Below are 17,732 nucleotides of genomic sequence, written 5' to 3'. Positions count from 1 at the left end.
GCCGATGACCCGCTCACGAGAGATCCTGTGGTTCGCGACGGCGGCGAGCTGCGTGCTGGCGGGGCGCGACGACGCCGCGCACGAGGGTCGAGGTTCCACCCCCGTCGAACAGGTGGCCACGGTGGGCGACGAGCAGGAGATGAGCCTTCGATCCATTCGGGGCACCCTGTGGCCACAGCTGGGCCGTACGCCGTACGTGGCTCCCGATGCGGCCCGTCTCGAGGCGACCGAGGCGGCGCTCCACGCCGCCACCCTCCATGCGCTCGGTCTCGCGAGCCTCGAGCCCGTGCCCCGGATCGCGCATGCGGCAGGGCTGGTCGTCGAGCGCTGGCGCGTGGGGAGACACCACTATCTGGCCCTGCTCGAGCGCTCGTCCGAGCGCGGGAGCACGGGCGCCTTCCTGCTGCGCATCGGCCCGCCGTCGGGGCCCGAGCGGCTGCTCCAGGCTCCGCACGCGTTCCACGATCTGGGCACGGGAGAGCTGGCGCTCGAGATCCTGCTGGCCGAGCCCGCGAGCTTTCGCGGCTTGTTCACCAACACCATGCACCGCTACGTGCAGCTCGACGGAGACAAGCGCAAGCAAGAGGGCGAGGACAACCCATCCGACGTGTGCCACAACGACGCGCACGCGTTCGTGGCGGCCACGATGGGCGTGGTGCGAGCGGTGGGGGCCATCGAGGTGGTGCAGCTCCACGGCTACGCCGACGACCACGTGCTGCCCGATCGGCCCGAGGCGCGCGCCGTGGTGAGCGCGGGCGCGGATGACGACGGAGGGCCCCGCGTCGAGGCCGTGGCCGCGGCCCTGCAGGACGCGCTCGGCGTGCCGATCGCTCGCTATCCGGAGGACGTAGCCGAGCTCGGCGGCGTCACCAACGTGATCGGCCGGCGCCTGCGTCGGGAGCCGAGCGCCAGCTTCCTGCACATCGAGCTGTCCGGGATGCTGCGCAAGGAACTTCGTCGTCGTGATGGCGCCGCCGCGCGCTTCGCCGCGGCCCTGCGCGCCACCGCGATCCCTTCCGGGCTCGAGCCCGAGTTCGAGCTCGAGCCCGAGCCCGAGCCCGAGCGCGGTCCGGCGACCGCCCCCGAGCCCGCCCCTGGACCGGACCCTGGACCCGAAGAGGTGCCGTGAGCCGCTGGCTGACCGCGATGCTGATGCTGCTCGTGGTGGGGCTCGTGGCCCGCGGCGCCCATGCCATTCCCGTCCCTCCCCCGTCCGAGCGCGCCGAGTGGATCTGGCAGGCCGTCCCGGTCCACCACGGCGTGGCCCCGGACGACGTGCGCGCCGAGGCGCCGTTCGTGCCCGCGGGCACCCCGTCGCGCACGGGGCCGGTGGAGGTCGCGCCCGGCAAGGCGGTGGTGGTGTGGATGCGTGGCTTCGCCACCGTACGCGTTCGCAAGCCACGAGCGGGGACGTCGGGCACCCTGCGCTTTGGTCGAGTCGAGCCGGCCACGGGCAGCGCCCACGCGCGGGTCGACGTGCCCGGCGAGCGCAAGGGCGAGGGGTCGTGGCTGCTCCACAATCCCGTCGGCTGGGGCGCCCCGTGGGTCATCGAGTCGGACCACGCGACGACGATCGTGGTGGAGCAGGCGGTGGCCCGTCGCGGGAGCCGGATCTGGGAGTACGTGCACGACGCGACGATCGCCTGGATCGAGGGCGAGGGCTCGCTGCCGCGGCTCCCGGCGGTGCCGGGCTCGGAGCGCTACCTGCGGCGCCGGATCGCCGATCACCAGATCGGCGAGGCGCTCGCCCGCCTGCCCGGGTACGACGAGGACGTCGAGCGAGCGCTGGTGGCCTGGCGCTCGCACCGGGCCTCGCTCGAGCTGGAGACCCTGCGCCCGCTGTCGCAGCTGCAGAGCGTGCAGCCCTCGGGAGCGACGCCCCTGTGGCTGCCGCACGTGACCGACGATCCCGACCAGCCTCCCGCTCCCGGCGAGCCCGGCTCCCTCGTGCGGCTGTCGGCTCCGTGGAGCTTCGTGGTGCGCGGCCCCAGCGTGCTCCGCCTGGGGGTCCGTGCGCTGTTTCCCCCCGAGGGCCCGGCGACCGAGCCGATCTCGCTGGTGGTGCTCGGCCACGACGACGATGGCCGTGAGCGCGTGGTGGCACGGCTCGACACGATCGCCACACCGCTGAGGACCACCGACCCGGCGCAGCGCGATGTGCCCATACCCACCCTGGTGGATGCGGTGGCCAGCACCGGGCAGCGGGTCTCCAAGGAGTACGTGCTCGCCGTGCCGCTGCGGCCAGGGCGGCACCGGTATCGGGTGGAGACGCGCGGTGGGGACGTGGGGCTCACGGCTCGGCTCGGTCGCGTGCTGCCGCGTGCCCTCGGCGCGGACGCTCCGCACACGCGAGCCCGCGCGCTCCGCCGCGCCCGCACGGCGCTCGAGGATCACTCGTCCCCCGCCGCGAGCGTGATGCGAGCGCTGCTCTCCGATCCGTGGATGGGTCCCGACGAGCTGCCGCAGGCCCTCGAGCGCGTACCTCGAGTCCGAGCGCTGCTCGAGCTCGAGCAGCTCGCCCACTCGGACGCGAGCGCGGTGGAGCGAGCGAGCCGCGCCGATCGCATCGCCGCCGCCCTCCCCGACGCGGGCCAGCGCGACCCGCTCGACACCGAGCTGCGCATGGAGGTGTTCGAGCAGCTCATGGCCGCCGAGCAGCCGCGAGCCGCGGTGGAGGTCCTGCGCCCGCAGGCGCAGTGGCTGAACGGCGACGAGCTGCCCGCGCTCGTCGATGCCGTCGAGGATCCCAGCGCGCTGTGGCCCCTGGAGGGAGCCCTCGACGCGGTCGCGACGCGGGCCCCGCTGACGGCCCGGCTTCGCAGCGCGCACGTACGCCTGTGGACCTGGACGCAGTGGTCGCGGCTCCGACCGTCCACCGATGTGAGCCCCTGGATGTGGATCGAGACTGCGCCACCAGGCCCCCCGACGTCTTCGCCGACCGAGCCGGGGACGCTGTGGTCGATGCCGCTGCGGACCACGGTGCAGCTGCGGGCGGAGCCCCACCCCTTCGAGGCCGGACGCACCCCGGTGCTTCGCATGCTGCTCTACGCCCGCGAGGCGATCGACGGCATGATCGTGCTCGAGGTGGATGGCCAGCGCTGGTCGGCACCGATGCAAGGGACCTCGGACGTGTTCGAGGTCGCGGTCCCGACCGGCGTGCACTCGGTCCGACTCGAGGCGCCCGCCGGGGTCCAGGCGTTCAGCACGCTCCACCCGGCGCCGGGCACCGATGCGCCGATGCGGACGACCCCGCTGCGCACCGTGATGTGGCCCGATCGCTCGGAGGGACACCCGGTGAGCTTCGAGCTCGGAGCGCTGTCACGAGACACGCTGGCGCAGCTCGACCTGCGCGTGGTCGGGGTGCCCGAGCGTCCCTCGCGGGCCGCCCCCATCGAGGTGTGGATCCACTTCGACGACGGCAGCCGGCACCGCGTGTGGCTCGATCCGGGCCCGGCCGCGCACGGGCTGCTGACGATGCGAGCGCCGTCCACTCACAGCTCCGATCGCGCCCGGGTGGTGGTGCCAGTGTCCGCCAAGGCGACCCGGCTGTGGGTCGTGCCCACGGGCGGGGCCGCGGTGGCGGTCTCGGCCAAGCTGCGGCGCTGGGAGACCCCCGAGGCGGCCACCGTGCTGCCCGTGCGTCCGTCGACCGAGGCGGGAGCGGCGAGCGACGGGCGAGGCTCGACCTCCGCGTCCGCGCCTTCGCTCCGTGCTCGATCCGTGCCTTCAGGGGAAGATGCCTACGAGCGCCTCGCGGCGTCGACCCGAAGCCTCGCCGACGAGCCGCACTCGGCCTCGCTCCGCCTCGAGCACGCCCACCGGTTGCTCGACGTGGGCGACGTACGACGCGCCCGCGGCGAGCTGGTCCGCATGCTCGAGACCAGGCCGCTGTCGCCCTCCGATCCCCTGGTGCTGCCCGTTCGTGCGCTCCAGGCCCGGATCGACGCCTACCTCGGCGACGATTTCGTCGAGGTTGGGCCCGGGTTCACCGGCCGGCCGATCGTGCTGCAGCCGGCCGTGGCCGCGCTCGCGCCTTCCGATCCCCTGCGCGCCGAGGTGCTGGCCGCCGACGTTGCGGCGCACGAGGGGCGCCTCGCGGAGGCCTTCGAGGCCCACGCCCGAATCTACACCCGCACCCATGCGCTCGCGACCGGCTATGCCGCCGCGCTCGCGCTGGCGGCCGCTCTGCCCCGCACCGCCGACGAGCCCGTGGATCCCGCCCTCGAGCCCCTGCAGCCGCTCGCATTCGGGATCACCGCTTCGGTGCGAGAGCAGCTCGATACTCCCGTCCTGCGTCGGCTCCACTACCACGTTGCGAGCAGCAGCGAGTGGAATCCATTGCGCCTGGCCGAGCGCAGCGCGGGCACGCGCGACCGTGGGGAAGAGCGAGCGAGGCACGAGCCCACGCCGAGCGAGCGATTGCACTGGGCTCTGCTCGCACCGCCCTGGTCCCCGACCGAGGCCCGGGTGCTGCGTGCGGGCACGCAGGTCGTGGTGCGGCTCGAGCATCCCGAGCCGCAGACGCTCGATCTCGAGGCATTCTGCGACGACTCCGAGCGCCGACCGTCGGCCCCCGACCCCGACCCAGACCCAGACCCAGACCAGGGACTCGCGCCGCTACGGGTTCGCGTGGGCGAAGCCAAGGGCCCCACCACCACGCATGCACTGGTCCCGAGTCCGCGGACGGTGACGCGCCTGCGGCTCCCCGCCTCGGAGGGCTCGCTGCGGCTCGAGGTCTCGCTGCCCGCAGGGCACCAGGAGCAGCGCTGCGCCCTGCGCTGGACCGTGATCGAGCCCACCGAGCCCCCGCCCGCTCCCGAGCGACCGATGCGCTGGCTGCTCGCGCGACCGAACTCTCCGGTGGAGTCGATCGTGCTGGGGCCCACGACCTTGGAGGTGACCCTGGCCCCCGAGCGCGAGGGCACGGCCGCCCCCGCGACGGTCACGCTCGGCGGCCTCGATGGGACCGATGCTCGGGTCGTCTCGGTCCCCACCAACGGCGAGCCCGCACTGGTGCTCGTGCCGGAGCCCGGACCCCGACGCGTGGTCGTCGATGCCGCCACGGGCGGGGTGTTGGTCCGCCTCTCCCTGCGTCGAGGCTCCACGACCGCCCCCGCACCCGACGAGGGCGAGGCCGAAGACGAGGCCGAGGCCGCCCGTCGACGGCCCGCCTCGCGCCTCTCGCTCGGCCCGGCATTCGAGCGCGCGCGGATCCTGTGGCCGTCGGGGCTCGCCGCGACCCCGTGGGAGCACGTGGGCGAGCCCTACCTCGAGCGCGTCAGCCCGCTGGGCTCGTGGCAGACCGCGCTCGCGTTCAGCCGCACCGACATCGCCGAGGCCGATGATCCTCGACCCCGCAACCAGCTCCGCGGCAGCGTGCTGTGGCGCCGCGAGCTGGCTCCCAGCCACGTGTGGATCAAGCTGGCAGGGCATGGCCAAGGTCGCGACGGAGCGGGAGCAGCCGGAGGTGCCGCCGCAACCCTCTACGCGCAGCGCGGCCCCCGGCGCCTGCGTGGCATGGCCTCGGTATCGGCGTGGTCCGAGCGCTACGCCGGCGCCCCGGCGTGGAGCCTGCATGCCACGCTGCGGATCGATCGTCCCATGGCGATTCGTCCAGCGCTCGTGCTGGTGCCCTTCGTCCGCGCCGACTACATCCATCAGTCGCTCGACGAGCCCGACTACGCCCCGGACGCCGAGCCCAGCCATCCGCAGGTCTACTCGCCCTATCTCGAGGATCATCCGCTGGCACTCACGCCCGGTGCCCGCCTGCGGTGGTTCCCGTTCCAGGACCTGCAGCTCGCCGGCGAGGTGAGCACCACCCCCAACGCCAACATGGCCACCATCGACCACCTCGACGCGAGCCTCGACCTGCAGGGCATCGTGGACACCCGCCGGCCGCTGCTCGTGCGCTACGGTGGGAGCTACGGTGGGTCGCTGCGCCTCGCGGACGAGGACCGCAGCCGTACGTTCCTGCGCCATGGGCCCAGCCTCAACGCTGGGCTGACCTACCTCTTCCCCGCAATCGGTCGCCTCAATCTCGACGTTCGCGATACGCTCTATCTCTCGCGGCCGTTCGCCGTCCGAAACGGCTTCGACATCGTGCTCTCGTTCGAGCTCACCCTCGGCCGGGGCATCCGCGACACCGCGCCCATGGAGCTGCTGTTCCGTCCCCTGTACCGCACCCAGTGGTGGAGGCCTCCGGTCGAGGAGGGAGCGCCGTGACCCTGCGGATCCCCGCCCTGGCCCGCCTGCGGCGAACCGCCGATCCCCGGCTGCAGCTCTTCGTGCGCAGCGGCACCCATCGCCGTGCCATTGCCAAGCTGCTGGCCGACCACCTGCCACCGTTGCAGGTCAAGATCCGCCGCCGGATGCTCGACGAGCTCGCGCGTCGGATCGCCGAGCGCGAGGGCGAGAGCGACCTCTACCGCGAGCTGGTGGGCCCCACGCGAGTGGCCGCGACCGCGTTGCACGCCCGCTACGTGGTGACTGCGCTCGAGGAGGAGCACGCCGCCGCGGTGGCCCAGTTCCGGCGCCTCAGCCGAGCCCACGACGCGCAGCCCACCCCCGAGGCCCGGCAGCGGCTGCTGGCCGAGCACCTGCGGCGGGCCGCCCCCGACCGCTGGCGCGCGCGCGCCGACCAGGCGGCCCTGCGACGACACCTCGATCTGGCCGCGCTCAAGGAGCGCCACGATGCAGAGCGCCACCGCCTGCTCGCCTCGATCGAGCTGCTGCTCGCCTTCATCGCGGGGGCGCTCCACGCCGTGGCCGATGCCAACGAGGCCCGGGCCCTGCTCGAGCGCTCGGATCTCGTCGCGTTCCTGTCGGGCTGCGTGGGACGCTCACCGCGCTGGCAGACGCGACGCGCCGCCCTGCTGGCGCTCGAGGCCACGATCCGGATCGGCGACGAGCTCCCCCCGGCAACGCTCGATCGACTCCGCGACCGCCTGGACGAGCCCAACGAGCATCCCTGGGTCGCCGCCGCCGTGATCGACGTGCTGTGGCGCGCCGCGCCCGAGCTGGCCAAGTCGATCACCGCGCAGCGTCTGCTGCGACCCGGCGATCACGAGCTCGACTTCCTGGTGCGACGCTTGCTGCTCGATCGCGTCGACCGCGACGACGTGTGGGCCGTGGGATTGCTCGAGGAGCTGGTCACCCGCGACGAGCCCACCGAGCACGTCCGCATCGGCATCGCCGTCATGGCGCCGCGCCTGCTGCCCGGCCATCCCGAGGCGCTCGAGGTGCTCGCCCAGCTCGGAACCTCGGCGGAGGGGCCCGGCGACGGCAGCGCGCGCGTGCGAGCCCACGCGGCCAAGTCGCTCGTTGGCGTGCTGGGGACGCTGCTGCCCCGGCTCGAGCCGGGGAACGACTCGCGGATCGAGCTGGGCAGCGCCCCCCCGCTCGAGCCGCTGACCGAGCGCGCGCTCGAGCTGCTGCGGATCAGCCTCGAGCACGAGCGCGATCCACTGCCGCTGCTGGTGATGTGCGAGGATCTACGGCAGCAGGCGCAGCGCCTCGCCGATGAGCACGACCGCGCCTTTGCGGCGCTCGATCGGCTCGTCCCCGCGCTCGTCGAGCTCTCGTGTACGGACGGGCTGGCGGCGGCCGTGCACGAAGAGGCCGCGGCCACCCTCGAGGCCCTCGATCGGATCCGCAGCGGCCCGCGCCGCAACCTCGTGCGGCGCCTGCGGGCCGCGCTCGAGGACACCCGGGTCCCGGGGAGCTGCCGGGTGCCCCTGCCCCACGACGCCGCCACGCCCACCGAGGTGGGCCGCGCCCTCGCCGAGCTCACCCGTGACGACTGGGGCGTGTTCGGCTCGATGTCACGACGCACGCTGTGGCTACACCGAGGCGATCGCTTCGCCACCAAGCTCTGGCGGGTGCTCCACGAGCTGCGACACCCCGCCCCCAACAAGCGTCAGGGCTTTCGTCACACCATTGGGCGCACGCTGATCGGCGACGTTCGTGCCCACAGCGGCCGACTGGACGAGGTCACCCCCACCGTCGTCCCCGGCGAGCGCGTCACCATTCGGGGCGACGGGGGCTGGGGCCGCCACATCCCCACCGCCGACGATGCCGGCTCGCTGCCCGTGCTGCGTCCACGACCCGTCGAGATCTACAGCAGCTTCGGAGTGACGAGGCTACGCCCCGCGCGCTCGCTGGTCCGCCGGCTGTGGGCCCGCCTGCGCCTGGTCCGACGCTACCCCGAGGTCGCGGCGCAGCGCAGCATCAGCCTCGACTCGCCCGAGCCCGAGGAGCGGCGTCGCTACCTCACCATGCTCCGCGATCAGTACGGCGTGGAGGTGGAGTTCGAGCCGCCGCCCCCCACCGCCGGTCACGAGCGCCGCCTCCCCGGCCGCATCACCTCGCTGTTGCCCGCCGCACCCCGTCGAGCCGACGCAGCAAAGAAGGGCGCACCGGACCGCGACGAGCCCGCGTCGGCGAGGGCCTCGAGCACCACGGCCCGGAACGAGGGCACCGCCCGCAGGAAGAAGAGAGGGACGAGGAGGAGCCGGAAGAAGGAGCGACAGCGAGAGAAGGAGAAGGCCGAGCGCACCGAGATCCCCGAGCGCGCGATGGCACCCGCGCGCATCGAGACCCCCGAGCGCGCAGAGGCCCCCGAGCCCACCGAGGCCCCCGCGCGCACCGAGGCCCCCCACAAACCCGGGAGGAAGCAGCGGACGAAGGCCGAGAAGCGAGCGGCTCGAAAGGAGCGGCGCATGAGGGCGGCGACCCGCAGGTCGCCCTCCGACGACGACGATCCATCCACCCCGCCCACCCGTGCGCTGGCCCTGCTGCCGCCGAGCGGTCTGGTGTCGACCACGTTCTCGCCGCTCCAGGACTGGCTCCAGACCCACGCTCACTACTTCCTGTCGATCCAGGCCAACCAGCAGGACTCGCTGGCCGCATTCTTCGTGGGGGCGTTCGGGTTGTTCCTGGGCGAATCCTATCGCCGTCGCCGTGCCATCGACCGCGCCCGAGCGTCGATTCCCCTGTCGATCGGCGGCTGGGGAACGCGCGGCAAGTCTGGCACGGAGCGGATCAAGGCGGGCCTGTTCCACGGCCTGGGCTACCAGGTGTTCTCCAAGACCACCGGCTGCGAGGCCATGATGATCCACTCGATCCCCGAGGGCCCCTCCTCGGAGATCTTCGTGTTTCGTCCCTACGGCAAGGCCACGATCTGGGAGCAGCGCACCCTGCTCCAGCTCGGCGCGGCCCTGCGCTGCGACGTGTTCCTGTGGGAGTGCATGGCGCTCAATCCCAAGTACGTGCAGGTGCTGCAGCACAAGTGGATGCGCGACGACCTGTGCACCCTCACCAACGCGTACCCCGACCACGAGGACATCCAGGGCCCGTCCGGCATCGACGTGGCCTCCACGATCGCGTGCTTCATCCCCCCACGGGGCAAGGTGATCACCAGCGAGATCAACTTCCTGCCGCTGTTTCGCGAGGTGTGCCAGCGCCAGCGGAGCACCATGGTGGCCCTGGGCAACCGCGACGGCGACCTCATCGCACGCGAGCTGCTCGACCTCTTCCCCTACCAGGAGCACCCGCGCAACATCGCGTTGGTCGCCACGATGGCCGAGGAGCTCGGGATCGACCGCGAGCTGGCGATCGTCACCATGGCCCAGCACGTGGTGCCCGACCTCGGCGTGCTCAAGAGCTACCCCAAGGTGCGCATGCGCGGGCGGGTGCTCGAGTTCATCAACGGCTGCTCCGCCAACGAGCGCGCCGGCTTCATGGCCAACTGGGACCGCACCGGCTGCGCCGCGCTGGCCGGCAGCGACGACCCCGAGCAGGTCGTGATCACCGTGGTCAACAACCGCGACGACCGCATCAGCCGCAGCGAGGTCTTCGCGCGCATCCTGGTCAACGACACCGTGGTCGACCGCCACGTGCTCATCGGCACCAACCTGCGAGGTCTGCAGGCATTCGTCCGCGGAAGCCTCGCGGTCTACCTGCCCAACGTTCAGATCGTGCGCCCCGGCGACCTCGAAGCGCCCGAGGGTGCCCAGCGGACCAGCGCCCGTCTGGCCACCCTGATGCGGCGCTTGCGGATCCCCGCGCCCGAGCCCGCTGCGCTGCTGCGGTGCCTGTCGACGTATGCGGCTGGCTGCGGGCTCGAGCTCGCCGAGGCTGCCGCGGCGGCACCGACCGAGGCGGCGCTGGCCACGGAGCTCCAGCGAGCGCTGCAGCGTGACGGCTCGCTCGAGCTGCCCAAGGTCCTGCACGACCTCGAGCACGACCGCGCGCTGCAGGCCGCGCTCGAGCAGGGTCTGCGCGAGCGCCCGGCCTCCGGCCCCGACGGGCTCCCCGAGGTGCTCGGCCCCTGCTCACGCAACGAGCTGCACGCCCACTTCCTGCGGCAGCTCGCCCGCTCGGTGATCCACGCCCGCCTCGCACGTCAGCTCGACGCGCTCCATCGCGACCGTCGCTCGGACGACGTGGCCGCGTTCGAGGGTCGCGTCCGCGAGGCCTACCGGGTGCTGTTCGAGGACATGATCGTCGTCGTCGAGGATCCCAAGACCAAGGGCGATGCCATCGTCCAGACCTGCGCACGTTGTGTGCCCCCCGGGACCTACGTGCGCATCATGGGCACCCAGAACATCAAGGGCACCGGCCTCGACTTCGTGTACCGCTGGCTGGCCATCGATGCCGTGCTCGGCGACCTGCGGGCCCACGTCCAGGCGGCCGACGTCGAGGGCAAGATCGCGGCGCTCGAGCGGATCATCGCCTTCGCCGACCATGGCGTGGTCGATCTCGGGCTCCTGATGCGGTTCCTGGACGAATACGAGTCCCAGCTCCCCGCCGAGCGGCCCGTGCTCGACCGCCTGCGCAGCAAGGTCGAGCCAGATTACCAACGGCGCAAGGCCACCCTCGACGCCCTCGTGGGCGGCAACGCCCCGGCCGACCCCAACCGCAAGAAGAAGAAGTCCAATTGGCGAGAGCCGCTGGTGAGCTGGCTCGAGGGCTGGCTCGACTTCCTCGATGGTGCCCGCCGGTACCACGAGTCGGCCCAGATCATGAAGGACCTGGTGACCGGCCGTATCGCCCACCCCAAGGCCGCGGTGCTGATGCGCGAAATCTACGCGCGCGAGAAGGGCGGGTGGCTGCTCAGGCGTTTTCGCAAGGCCTAGGTTCGGGCCTGGGTTCGGGGCGTAGGTTCCGGACGCACCCAGCGCTCCCTCGACGCCGCGGACGCCCCTTCATGCGAGCGCCTCGGCGTTCGGGAGACTGGTATCGTTGGGCCGTATGGGCCTTGTCGTACCCCCCGCTCTCGCACGTTCCCTGCGCTCCCGCTCCATCGTCACCCCCGGCCTCGCCTCGCTGGTCGTGCTGGCCTCCACGTCGGCCAGCGCCGCCGTCGTACCGGGTCGAGTGATCCTTCGCACCGACGACTCGATCGGCGGCGTGCCGGTCACCGCGGTGTACGAGCCCTTCGTCAACGACGGCGGCGCGGTGGGTCTGCTCGCCACCCTTCAAGACGGCGATCACGCCCTGCTCGTCGACGGTGCCGCGGTGTGGCAGGGCAGCATGTTCATGGGGGCGTTCCTCGGAATCGGCGAGCCCACCATGGACAGCACCGCCGCGGGCGGCTTCGTGTACTCGCCGTCGGCCAACGGAGTGGACGCCCTGTTCACCGACATGGGTCAGCTGGCCATCGCGAACGATCAGGCCGTCGGCTACGCGCCCGGATCGACCTACGTGTTCCACTCGCGCCCCACGATGACCGCCGACGGCACGATCTACTGGGTCGCGGGCATCAACACCGGCGGCAGCCCGGCCGCCGACGACAAGGCGCTGTACCGCACCCCCGACGGCACCGCGGGCTCCATCGAGGTCGTGCTCCGCACCGGCGACATGGTCGACGGCCTGGTGGTCGACGACGCGGGCTCGGGCTCCGACGGCGGCGTCGACAGCGACTATGCGATCTCGGAGGACGGTGCGCACCGGATCCACGTGCTCAACGTCGAGGGCGACTCCGCGTTCGACGTGGTGGTGGTCGTGGACGACGTCGTCGTGATGCGAGAGGGCGAGCCCACCGGCATGGGCGACAACTGGGCCTCCTTCGATCTGGTGTCGATCAACGCCAACGGCGACTACCTGGCGACCGGCAACACCGACACCGACGAGGCGACCGACGAGTTCCTCGCCTACAACGGCGCGATCACGATCCGCGAGGGCGACGTGATCGGCGGGGTCACGCTGCAGACCCAGGCCTCGCTGCGCTTCGCCTCCATCAACGACCAGGGCCAGGCCACGCACGCCTGGGGCTACCAGATGGCCGGCAGCTTCCGCGAGACGATCTTCTTCTCGTGCAACGCGGCCGACCTGGGGGCCTCGTCGCTGCCGGTGCTCACCACGTTCGCCGACAGCATCGACGTCGACGACGACATGGTGGGCGACTTCACGGTGCAGAACATGCTGAGCACCACCGCCATCGCCGCGCGAGGCCTGGGCGAGACCCCGTTCGTCTATGCCCTGGTGGAGCTCAACGACGGCACGTCCTCCAACGCGGTCGTGGAGATCCCGGTGATCTGCTGCGGCAACGGCCTGGTCGACCCCGGGGAGGATTGCGACGACACCAACGACGACGACACCGACGACTGCCTCACGACCTGCCTGGCCGCCAGCTGCGGCGATGGCTTCTTGCAGGACGGAGTGGAGGAGTGCGACGACGGCAACACCGACGACGGCGACGAGTGCACGTCGGCCTGCCTCCCCGCCGCGTGCGGTGACGGCTTCGTGCACGACGGCGTCGAGGAGTGCGACGACGGCAACCTCGAGGACGGCGACGGCTGCCGCAGCGACTGCACGATCGAGCCGGAGCCCGGCACCACGGGCGACGGTCTGGACGAGAGCGGCGGAGGGAGCGGGGGCGCCAGCGCCGGCACCACCGGGGGACCGATGACGGGGGCCGATGCGAGCGGAACCGGCGAGACCGACACGGACACGGACTCGGGCGGTATCTCCGACGGCGGCGGTGGCTGCGGCTGCGTGGCGGGCCAGGAGCGCCCGCTCACCGGCTTCGCCTGGCTGCTGGGGCTGGGCGTGCTCGGCTTCGGTCGCCGACGCCGTCGCTGACTCGGCGCATCGAGCCCCTCGACCGCCCCGAGCCTTCCATGGCGGAGCGGTCGAGCCTCGTCTCGTCTCAAGCCGGATCGGCCTGGCCGAGCAGGTTGCGCCCCAGCAGGTTGCGGCAGGTCGGCGAGGTCTCCACGTTCCTGGGGTCGGGATTGGTGTGCAGCACCCGATCGCCCATGTGCATGGTCACCCCCATCCAGTAGTGCTCGTTCTTGAAGTGGTGCAGCCGATGGTGCTTCCACAGCCGCTTGTACACCCGCCCTCGCGGGCGATAGCTGGTGTGGCACAGGTAGTGGGTCCACTCGTAGGCCAGCGCCAGCGCCGAGGCCCCCACCAGGAAGGTCAGCCATAGCGCGAAGGTGGGCGCGACCAGGCCCAGCAGGCCCGCAACCAGCCAGAAGCCGAGCAGGCCGCCGCGCATGGGGATGAACCAGTGCCGCGGGTCGTGGGGCGACCGGTGGTGGGCCCGGTGCTCGCGAGCGAGCTCGGTGTCGACGACCCGCCGCCCCAGCCGCCGCGGTCGCCAGTGCAGGACGCCCACGTGGATCACCCACTCGACGAAGGGATGGGCCAACAAGAGCGCAACCAGGACCACGAGGTCCCAGCCCCGCAAGCCGCCCACCGCCAGCCGGACGACGAGCGCGACCGCCAGCATCCCCGCGATGATTCGCGCCGACAGCTGACGGGTGAAGATGAGGAAGGCATCGCGCAGGGACAGCCCAGGCGCGCGTGGATCGTGGGCCACCGGGCGGGCTCGCCGGCCCGCCACGGTGGAGCTCGCGGCGTTCATCACCGTGCTCCTTCTTCGGATTCGAACATGGGCCGACCAGGGGTCGGCGAGCGCCCCGCCACCCCCATGGTGACGTGGGCCAGGACCAGGCCAGCAATCGCGGCGAGACCCGCGATCGAGAGAAGGGAATCTAGGAGTCGTCGCCGTCGCCCACGAAGAACGAATCGGGCGAGTCGTCGGCGGGTGAACCACCGCCGCGGCGATTTGCATCCTCGAGCGCGGCCACCAGCTCGAGCACCCGGCGGGTGCCCTGCTCCATCAAGGCCGCCGACACGTGCTTGGCCGACAGCTCGTCGGCGCGCGCGACCGCCTCGGCGATGGCACGATGGCTGCGAACGTCGCGAACCTCGTCCTCCATCACGTGGACCAGCAGCTCGCGCAGCTGGTCGTAGGTCTCGCGCAGCGTGTTGAACGCCAGCTCGTAGGCGATGTTGCCGGAGCCGCGAACCATCGCGTCCCAGAAGCGAAGCGACAGCCCCTGCAGCTCGAGCAGGTCGTCGGCCTTGGCCGCCGTGTCCATGTGCTGGACCAGCTGCCGCAGCACGGCCGCATCACCCGAGTCGGCCCGACACGCGCACAGCCGCGCAATGTCGGGGGCCAGGGCCGCGCGCATCTCCATCACGCTGCGGGCCACCTGGAGGTCGATGGTCCCATCGCGCCGGAACAGCAGGCGACCGAGGAAGTCGAGGCCAGCGCTGCGGCGAAAGTCGAGCACCTTGGTCCCACCCCCTTGGGAGATGGTCACCAGCCCGGCCTGGGCGAGCCGCTTGAGGGCCTCGCGGACCGCTCCGCGGTTGACCCCGAGCATGTCGCAGAGCTGACGCTCGGCCGGCAGGCTCACCCCCGGGCCAAGCCGCCCCGCGACGATCTCCCCCGAGAGCTGGTCGTAGACCTCGTCGGAGAGCGTCTTCTTGGCGATTCGGCGCAGGCCCATGGGTGGTGCGTACCTTCTTGCCTACCGTAGTGGATCTCGGACCGATGGTCAACTGGTCATACCAATTTGAGTCATTCCCCCGAGGCGCCCCTGCCGGTGGTGGTGATGGCAACGCGCCAGTCGCGAGGGCAAGCCCCGATGGCCGGGCTTCCGTATGCTGGCACCGAACCACCCGAGGGCCCGATGAAAGATCCTCGCCCGCAACCCATCCATCGCAAGGACTACCGCCCGCCCGCCTACCTCATCGACGAGGTGGAGCTGCGGGTGTGTCTGTTCGAGGACCACGCCAGGACCCACGCCACGCTGCACGTGCGGCGCAACCCGGCCGTCGAGCCAACGACGCCTCCGCACCCGCTGGTCCTGCAGGGCGAGACGCTCACCCTCGAGCAAGTGACGCTCGATGGCACCGCGCTCACGCCGGAGCACTACCGGGTCGACGATCAGAGCCTGACCCTCGTCGACGTCCCCGAGCGCTTCGTGCTGTCCACCGTGGTCCGCACCGAGCCCCAGAGCAACACTCAGCTGGAAGGGCTCTACCGCTCGGGCCGCACGTTCTGCACCCAGTGCGAGGCCGAGGGCTTTCGTCGCATCACCTACTTCCTCGATCGCCCCGACGTGATGGCGCGCTACACCACCACGATCGAGGCCGAGCGCGAGCGCTACCCGGTGCTGCTGTCCAACGGCAATCGCGAGGGCGAGGGCGAGCTGCCCGACGGCCGCCACTTCGTGCGCTGGCGCGATCCGTTCCCCAAGCCCTGCTACCTGTTCGCGCTGGTCGCCGCCGACCTGCGCTGCCACGCGGGCACCTTCACCACCCGCTCGGGCCGGACCGTCCGCACCGAGATCTGGGTCGAGCCCCACAACGTCGACGCGTGCGAGCACGCGCTGCGATCGCTGCACAAGGCCATGGCCTGGGACGAGGAGGTGTTCGGGCTCGAGTACGACCTCGACGTCTACATGGTCGTCGCGGTCAGCGACTTCAACATGGCGGCGATGGAGAACAAGGGCCTGAACATCTTCAACGACAAGTTCGTGCTGGCCCGGCCGCGCACCGCCACCGACGACGACTTCGAGAACATCGAGGGGGTCATCGCCCACGAGTACTTCCACAACTGGACCGGCAACCGGGTGACCTGCCGCGACTGGTTCCAGCTCACCCTCAAGGAGGGCCTGACCGTGTTTCGCGACGAGCAGTTCTCGGCCGACATGGGCTCGCCCGCGGTCAAGCGGATCATGGACGTCCGCACGCTCCGCACGGCGCAGTTCGCCGAGGATGCCTCGCCCACCGCACATCCGATCCGCCCCGATGCGTACATCGAGATGAACAACTTCTACACGGTCACGGTGTACAGCAAGGGCGCCGAGGTCATCCGCATGATCCACACGCTCCTGGGACCCGAGGGCTTCCGCAAGGGCATGGATCTCTACTTCGAGCGCCACGACGGTCGGGCCGTGACCTGCGACGACTTCGTGGCCGCCATGGCCGACGGCAGCGGGGTCGATCTGCGACAGTTCGCGCGCTGGTACGATCAAGTGGGCACCCCGGTGGTGGAGGCGGCGGGGGTCTGGGACGAGGGCGAGAGCCGCTACACCCTCACCTTGCGCCAGCGCCCTCCCGCCACCGCCCAGGGTGCGATCGAGCCCCTGCACATTCCGGTGAGGGTGGGCCTGGTGGACCCCGACGGGCGCGACCAGGTGCCCTCGCGCATCGAGCCGGCCGCGCGGCTGCAGGACGGCACGGCGCTGCTCGAGCTGCGGGAGCCCGAGCAGACCTTCACCTTCCATGGCATCGACAGGCGCCCCGTGCCCTCGGTGCTGCGCGGGTTCTCGGCGCCCGTCAAGCTCGAGCTGCCGCGCGACGAGCAGGAGCTGGCGTTCGCGATGGGGCACGACCCCGACCCGTTCAACCGCTGGGACGCGGCGCAGAGCTATGCGCAGCGCATGATCCTGGGCATGGTGGCCGACCGCGCCCGCGGCCGGACCATGCGGGCCGATGCCGGTCTCGTGGACGCCTGGGGCAAGATCCTGGTCGATCCTCGGCTCGACGGCTCGCTCAAGTCGCTGATGCTGACCCTGCCCGACGAGCGCGTGCTGGGGCAGGCGATGGACGAGATCGACGTCGATGGGATCCACGACGCGCGCAAGGCCGTGCTGCGAGCCCTGGCCGATGCCCATGCGCAGGCGCTGCGTCGGACCTACGAGGACGCCCTGCCCGGCCCTCGGGGGGGGCCCTATCGCCTCGATCGCGAGGCGATCGCGGCCCGCCGCCTGCGTGCGAGCGTGCTGTGGCTGCTGGGCGAGCAGAGCGACGCCGACGGACGCGCCCAGGCGGTGGCATGGGCGCAGGCCCAGCTGCGAGACGCCGACAACATGACCGACGCCGAGGCGGCGCTGATGTGCCTGGTGGAGGCAGGCGACCCCGCGCGCCAGGCCGCGCTCGACGACTTCCATGCGCAGTGGAAGGACGACCCGCTGGTGATCGACAAGTGGTTCTCGGTGCAGGCGGTGTCCGGGGGGCACGACACCCTCGAGCGGGTGATCGGGCTCACCGAGCATCCCGACTTCACGCTCAAGAACCCCAACCGCGTGCGCTCGCTGCTGGGTGCGTTCTCGGTTCGCAACCAGGTCCACTTCCACGCGATCGACGGCCGCGGCTATGCGCTGCTGGCCGACCACGTGCTCGAGCTCGACCGCCGCAACCCGCAGGCGGCCGCGCGCCTGCTGGGGCCCCTGGGGCACTGGCAGCGCTACGATGCGGGTCGGCGCGAGCGCATGCGCGAGCAGCTCTTGCGGATCTCCCGTCGCGACGGACTCTCTCGCGACGTGTTCGAGCTGACCACCAAGGCGCTGGGGAGCTGAATCCGACCCGACATCTTCGACACTTGCGCGGGACGGTCACGTCCCACACCCTTGTCGGGAGGGCCT

The 17,732-nt window shown here is 71.8% G+C and carries 7 protein-coding genes; 5 read left to right on the top strand and 2 right to left on the bottom strand.

The window, feature by feature from the left end; genetic code table 11:
• The first annotated feature begins 4 nt into the window (after positions 1–4).
• The 4 genes from OEB96_RS32020 to OEB96_RS32005 all read left to right on the top strand — a co-directional run bounded on the left by OEB96_RS32020 (position 5) and on the right by OEB96_RS32005 (position 13,083).
• Positions 5–1,129: a hypothetical protein gene (locus OEB96_RS32020; protein WP_266220621.1), complete on the top strand. Its 1,125-nt coding sequence runs from the start codon at positions 5–7 to the stop codon at positions 1,127–1,129.
• The gene (locus tag OEB96_RS32015; RefSeq protein WP_266220620.1) at positions 1,126–6,222 is read left to right on the top strand and encodes a hypothetical protein; all 5,097 of its coding nucleotides are present in this window, start codon (positions 1,126–1,128) and stop codon (positions 6,220–6,222) included. Before OEB96_RS32020 ends, OEB96_RS32015 begins: the two co-directional genes overlap by 4 nt.
• Positions 6,219–11,135 (top strand): hypothetical protein, encoded by a 4,917-nt coding sequence (locus OEB96_RS32010; RefSeq protein WP_266220619.1) that lies wholly within the window; start codon positions 6,219–6,221, stop codon positions 11,133–11,135. The genes OEB96_RS32015 and OEB96_RS32010 overlap by 4 nt, the downstream gene beginning before the upstream one ends.
• A 196-nt stretch (positions 11,136–11,331) precedes the next feature.
• Positions 11,332–13,083, top strand: coding sequence for a DUF4215 domain-containing protein (locus OEB96_RS32005; protein WP_266220618.1), 1,752 nt, complete (start codon positions 11,332–11,334; stop codon positions 13,081–13,083).
• 67 nt (positions 13,084–13,150) lie between these two features.
• Here the strand turns inward: OEB96_RS32005 and OEB96_RS32000 are convergent, their stop codons facing one another.
• Positions 13,151–13,873, bottom strand: coding sequence for a sterol desaturase family protein (locus OEB96_RS32000; RefSeq protein ID WP_266220617.1), 723 nt, complete (start codon positions 13,871–13,873; stop codon positions 13,151–13,153).
• A gap of 130 nt (positions 13,874–14,003) precedes the next feature.
• Positions 14,004–14,807, bottom strand: a complete 804-nt coding sequence (locus OEB96_RS31995; protein WP_266220616.1) for a FadR/GntR family transcriptional regulator — start codon at positions 14,805–14,807, stop codon at positions 14,004–14,006.
• A gap of 183 nt (positions 14,808–14,990) precedes the next feature.
• Here OEB96_RS31995 and pepN point away from each other — a divergent pair, with 183 nt between their 5' ends.
• The gene (pepN, locus tag OEB96_RS31990; RefSeq protein ID WP_266220615.1) at positions 14,991–17,666 is read left to right on the top strand and encodes an aminopeptidase N; all 2,676 of its coding nucleotides are present in this window, start codon (positions 14,991–14,993) and stop codon (positions 17,664–17,666) included.
• Positions 17,667–17,732: the final 66 nt, after the last annotated feature.

Origin of the sequence: Paraliomyxa miuraensis, assembly GCF_026337845.1 — a bacterium.
GTDB classification, from domain to species: domain Bacteria; phylum Myxococcota_A; class Polyangia; order Nannocystales; family Nannocystaceae; genus Paraliomyxa; species Paraliomyxa miuraensis.
This window is presented reverse-complemented; position numbering and strand designations above follow the sequence as displayed.

Bases quoted from the DNA above. Each gene is read 5' to 3' on its own strand.
- OEB96_RS32020 (WP_266220621.1), top strand. From the start codon at position 5: ATGACCCGCTCACGAGAGATCCTGTGGTTCGCGACGGCGGCGAGCTGC.
- OEB96_RS32000 (WP_266220617.1), bottom strand. From the start codon at position 13,873: ATGAACGCCGCGAGCTCCACCGTGGCGGGCCGGCGAGCCCGCCCGGTG.
- OEB96_RS31995 (WP_266220616.1), bottom strand. From the start codon at position 14,807: ATGGGCCTGCGCCGAATCGCCAAGAAGACGCTCTCCGACGAGGTCTAC.
- pepN (WP_266220615.1), top strand. From the start codon at position 14,991: ATGAAAGATCCTCGCCCGCAACCCATCCATCGCAAGGACTACCGCCCG.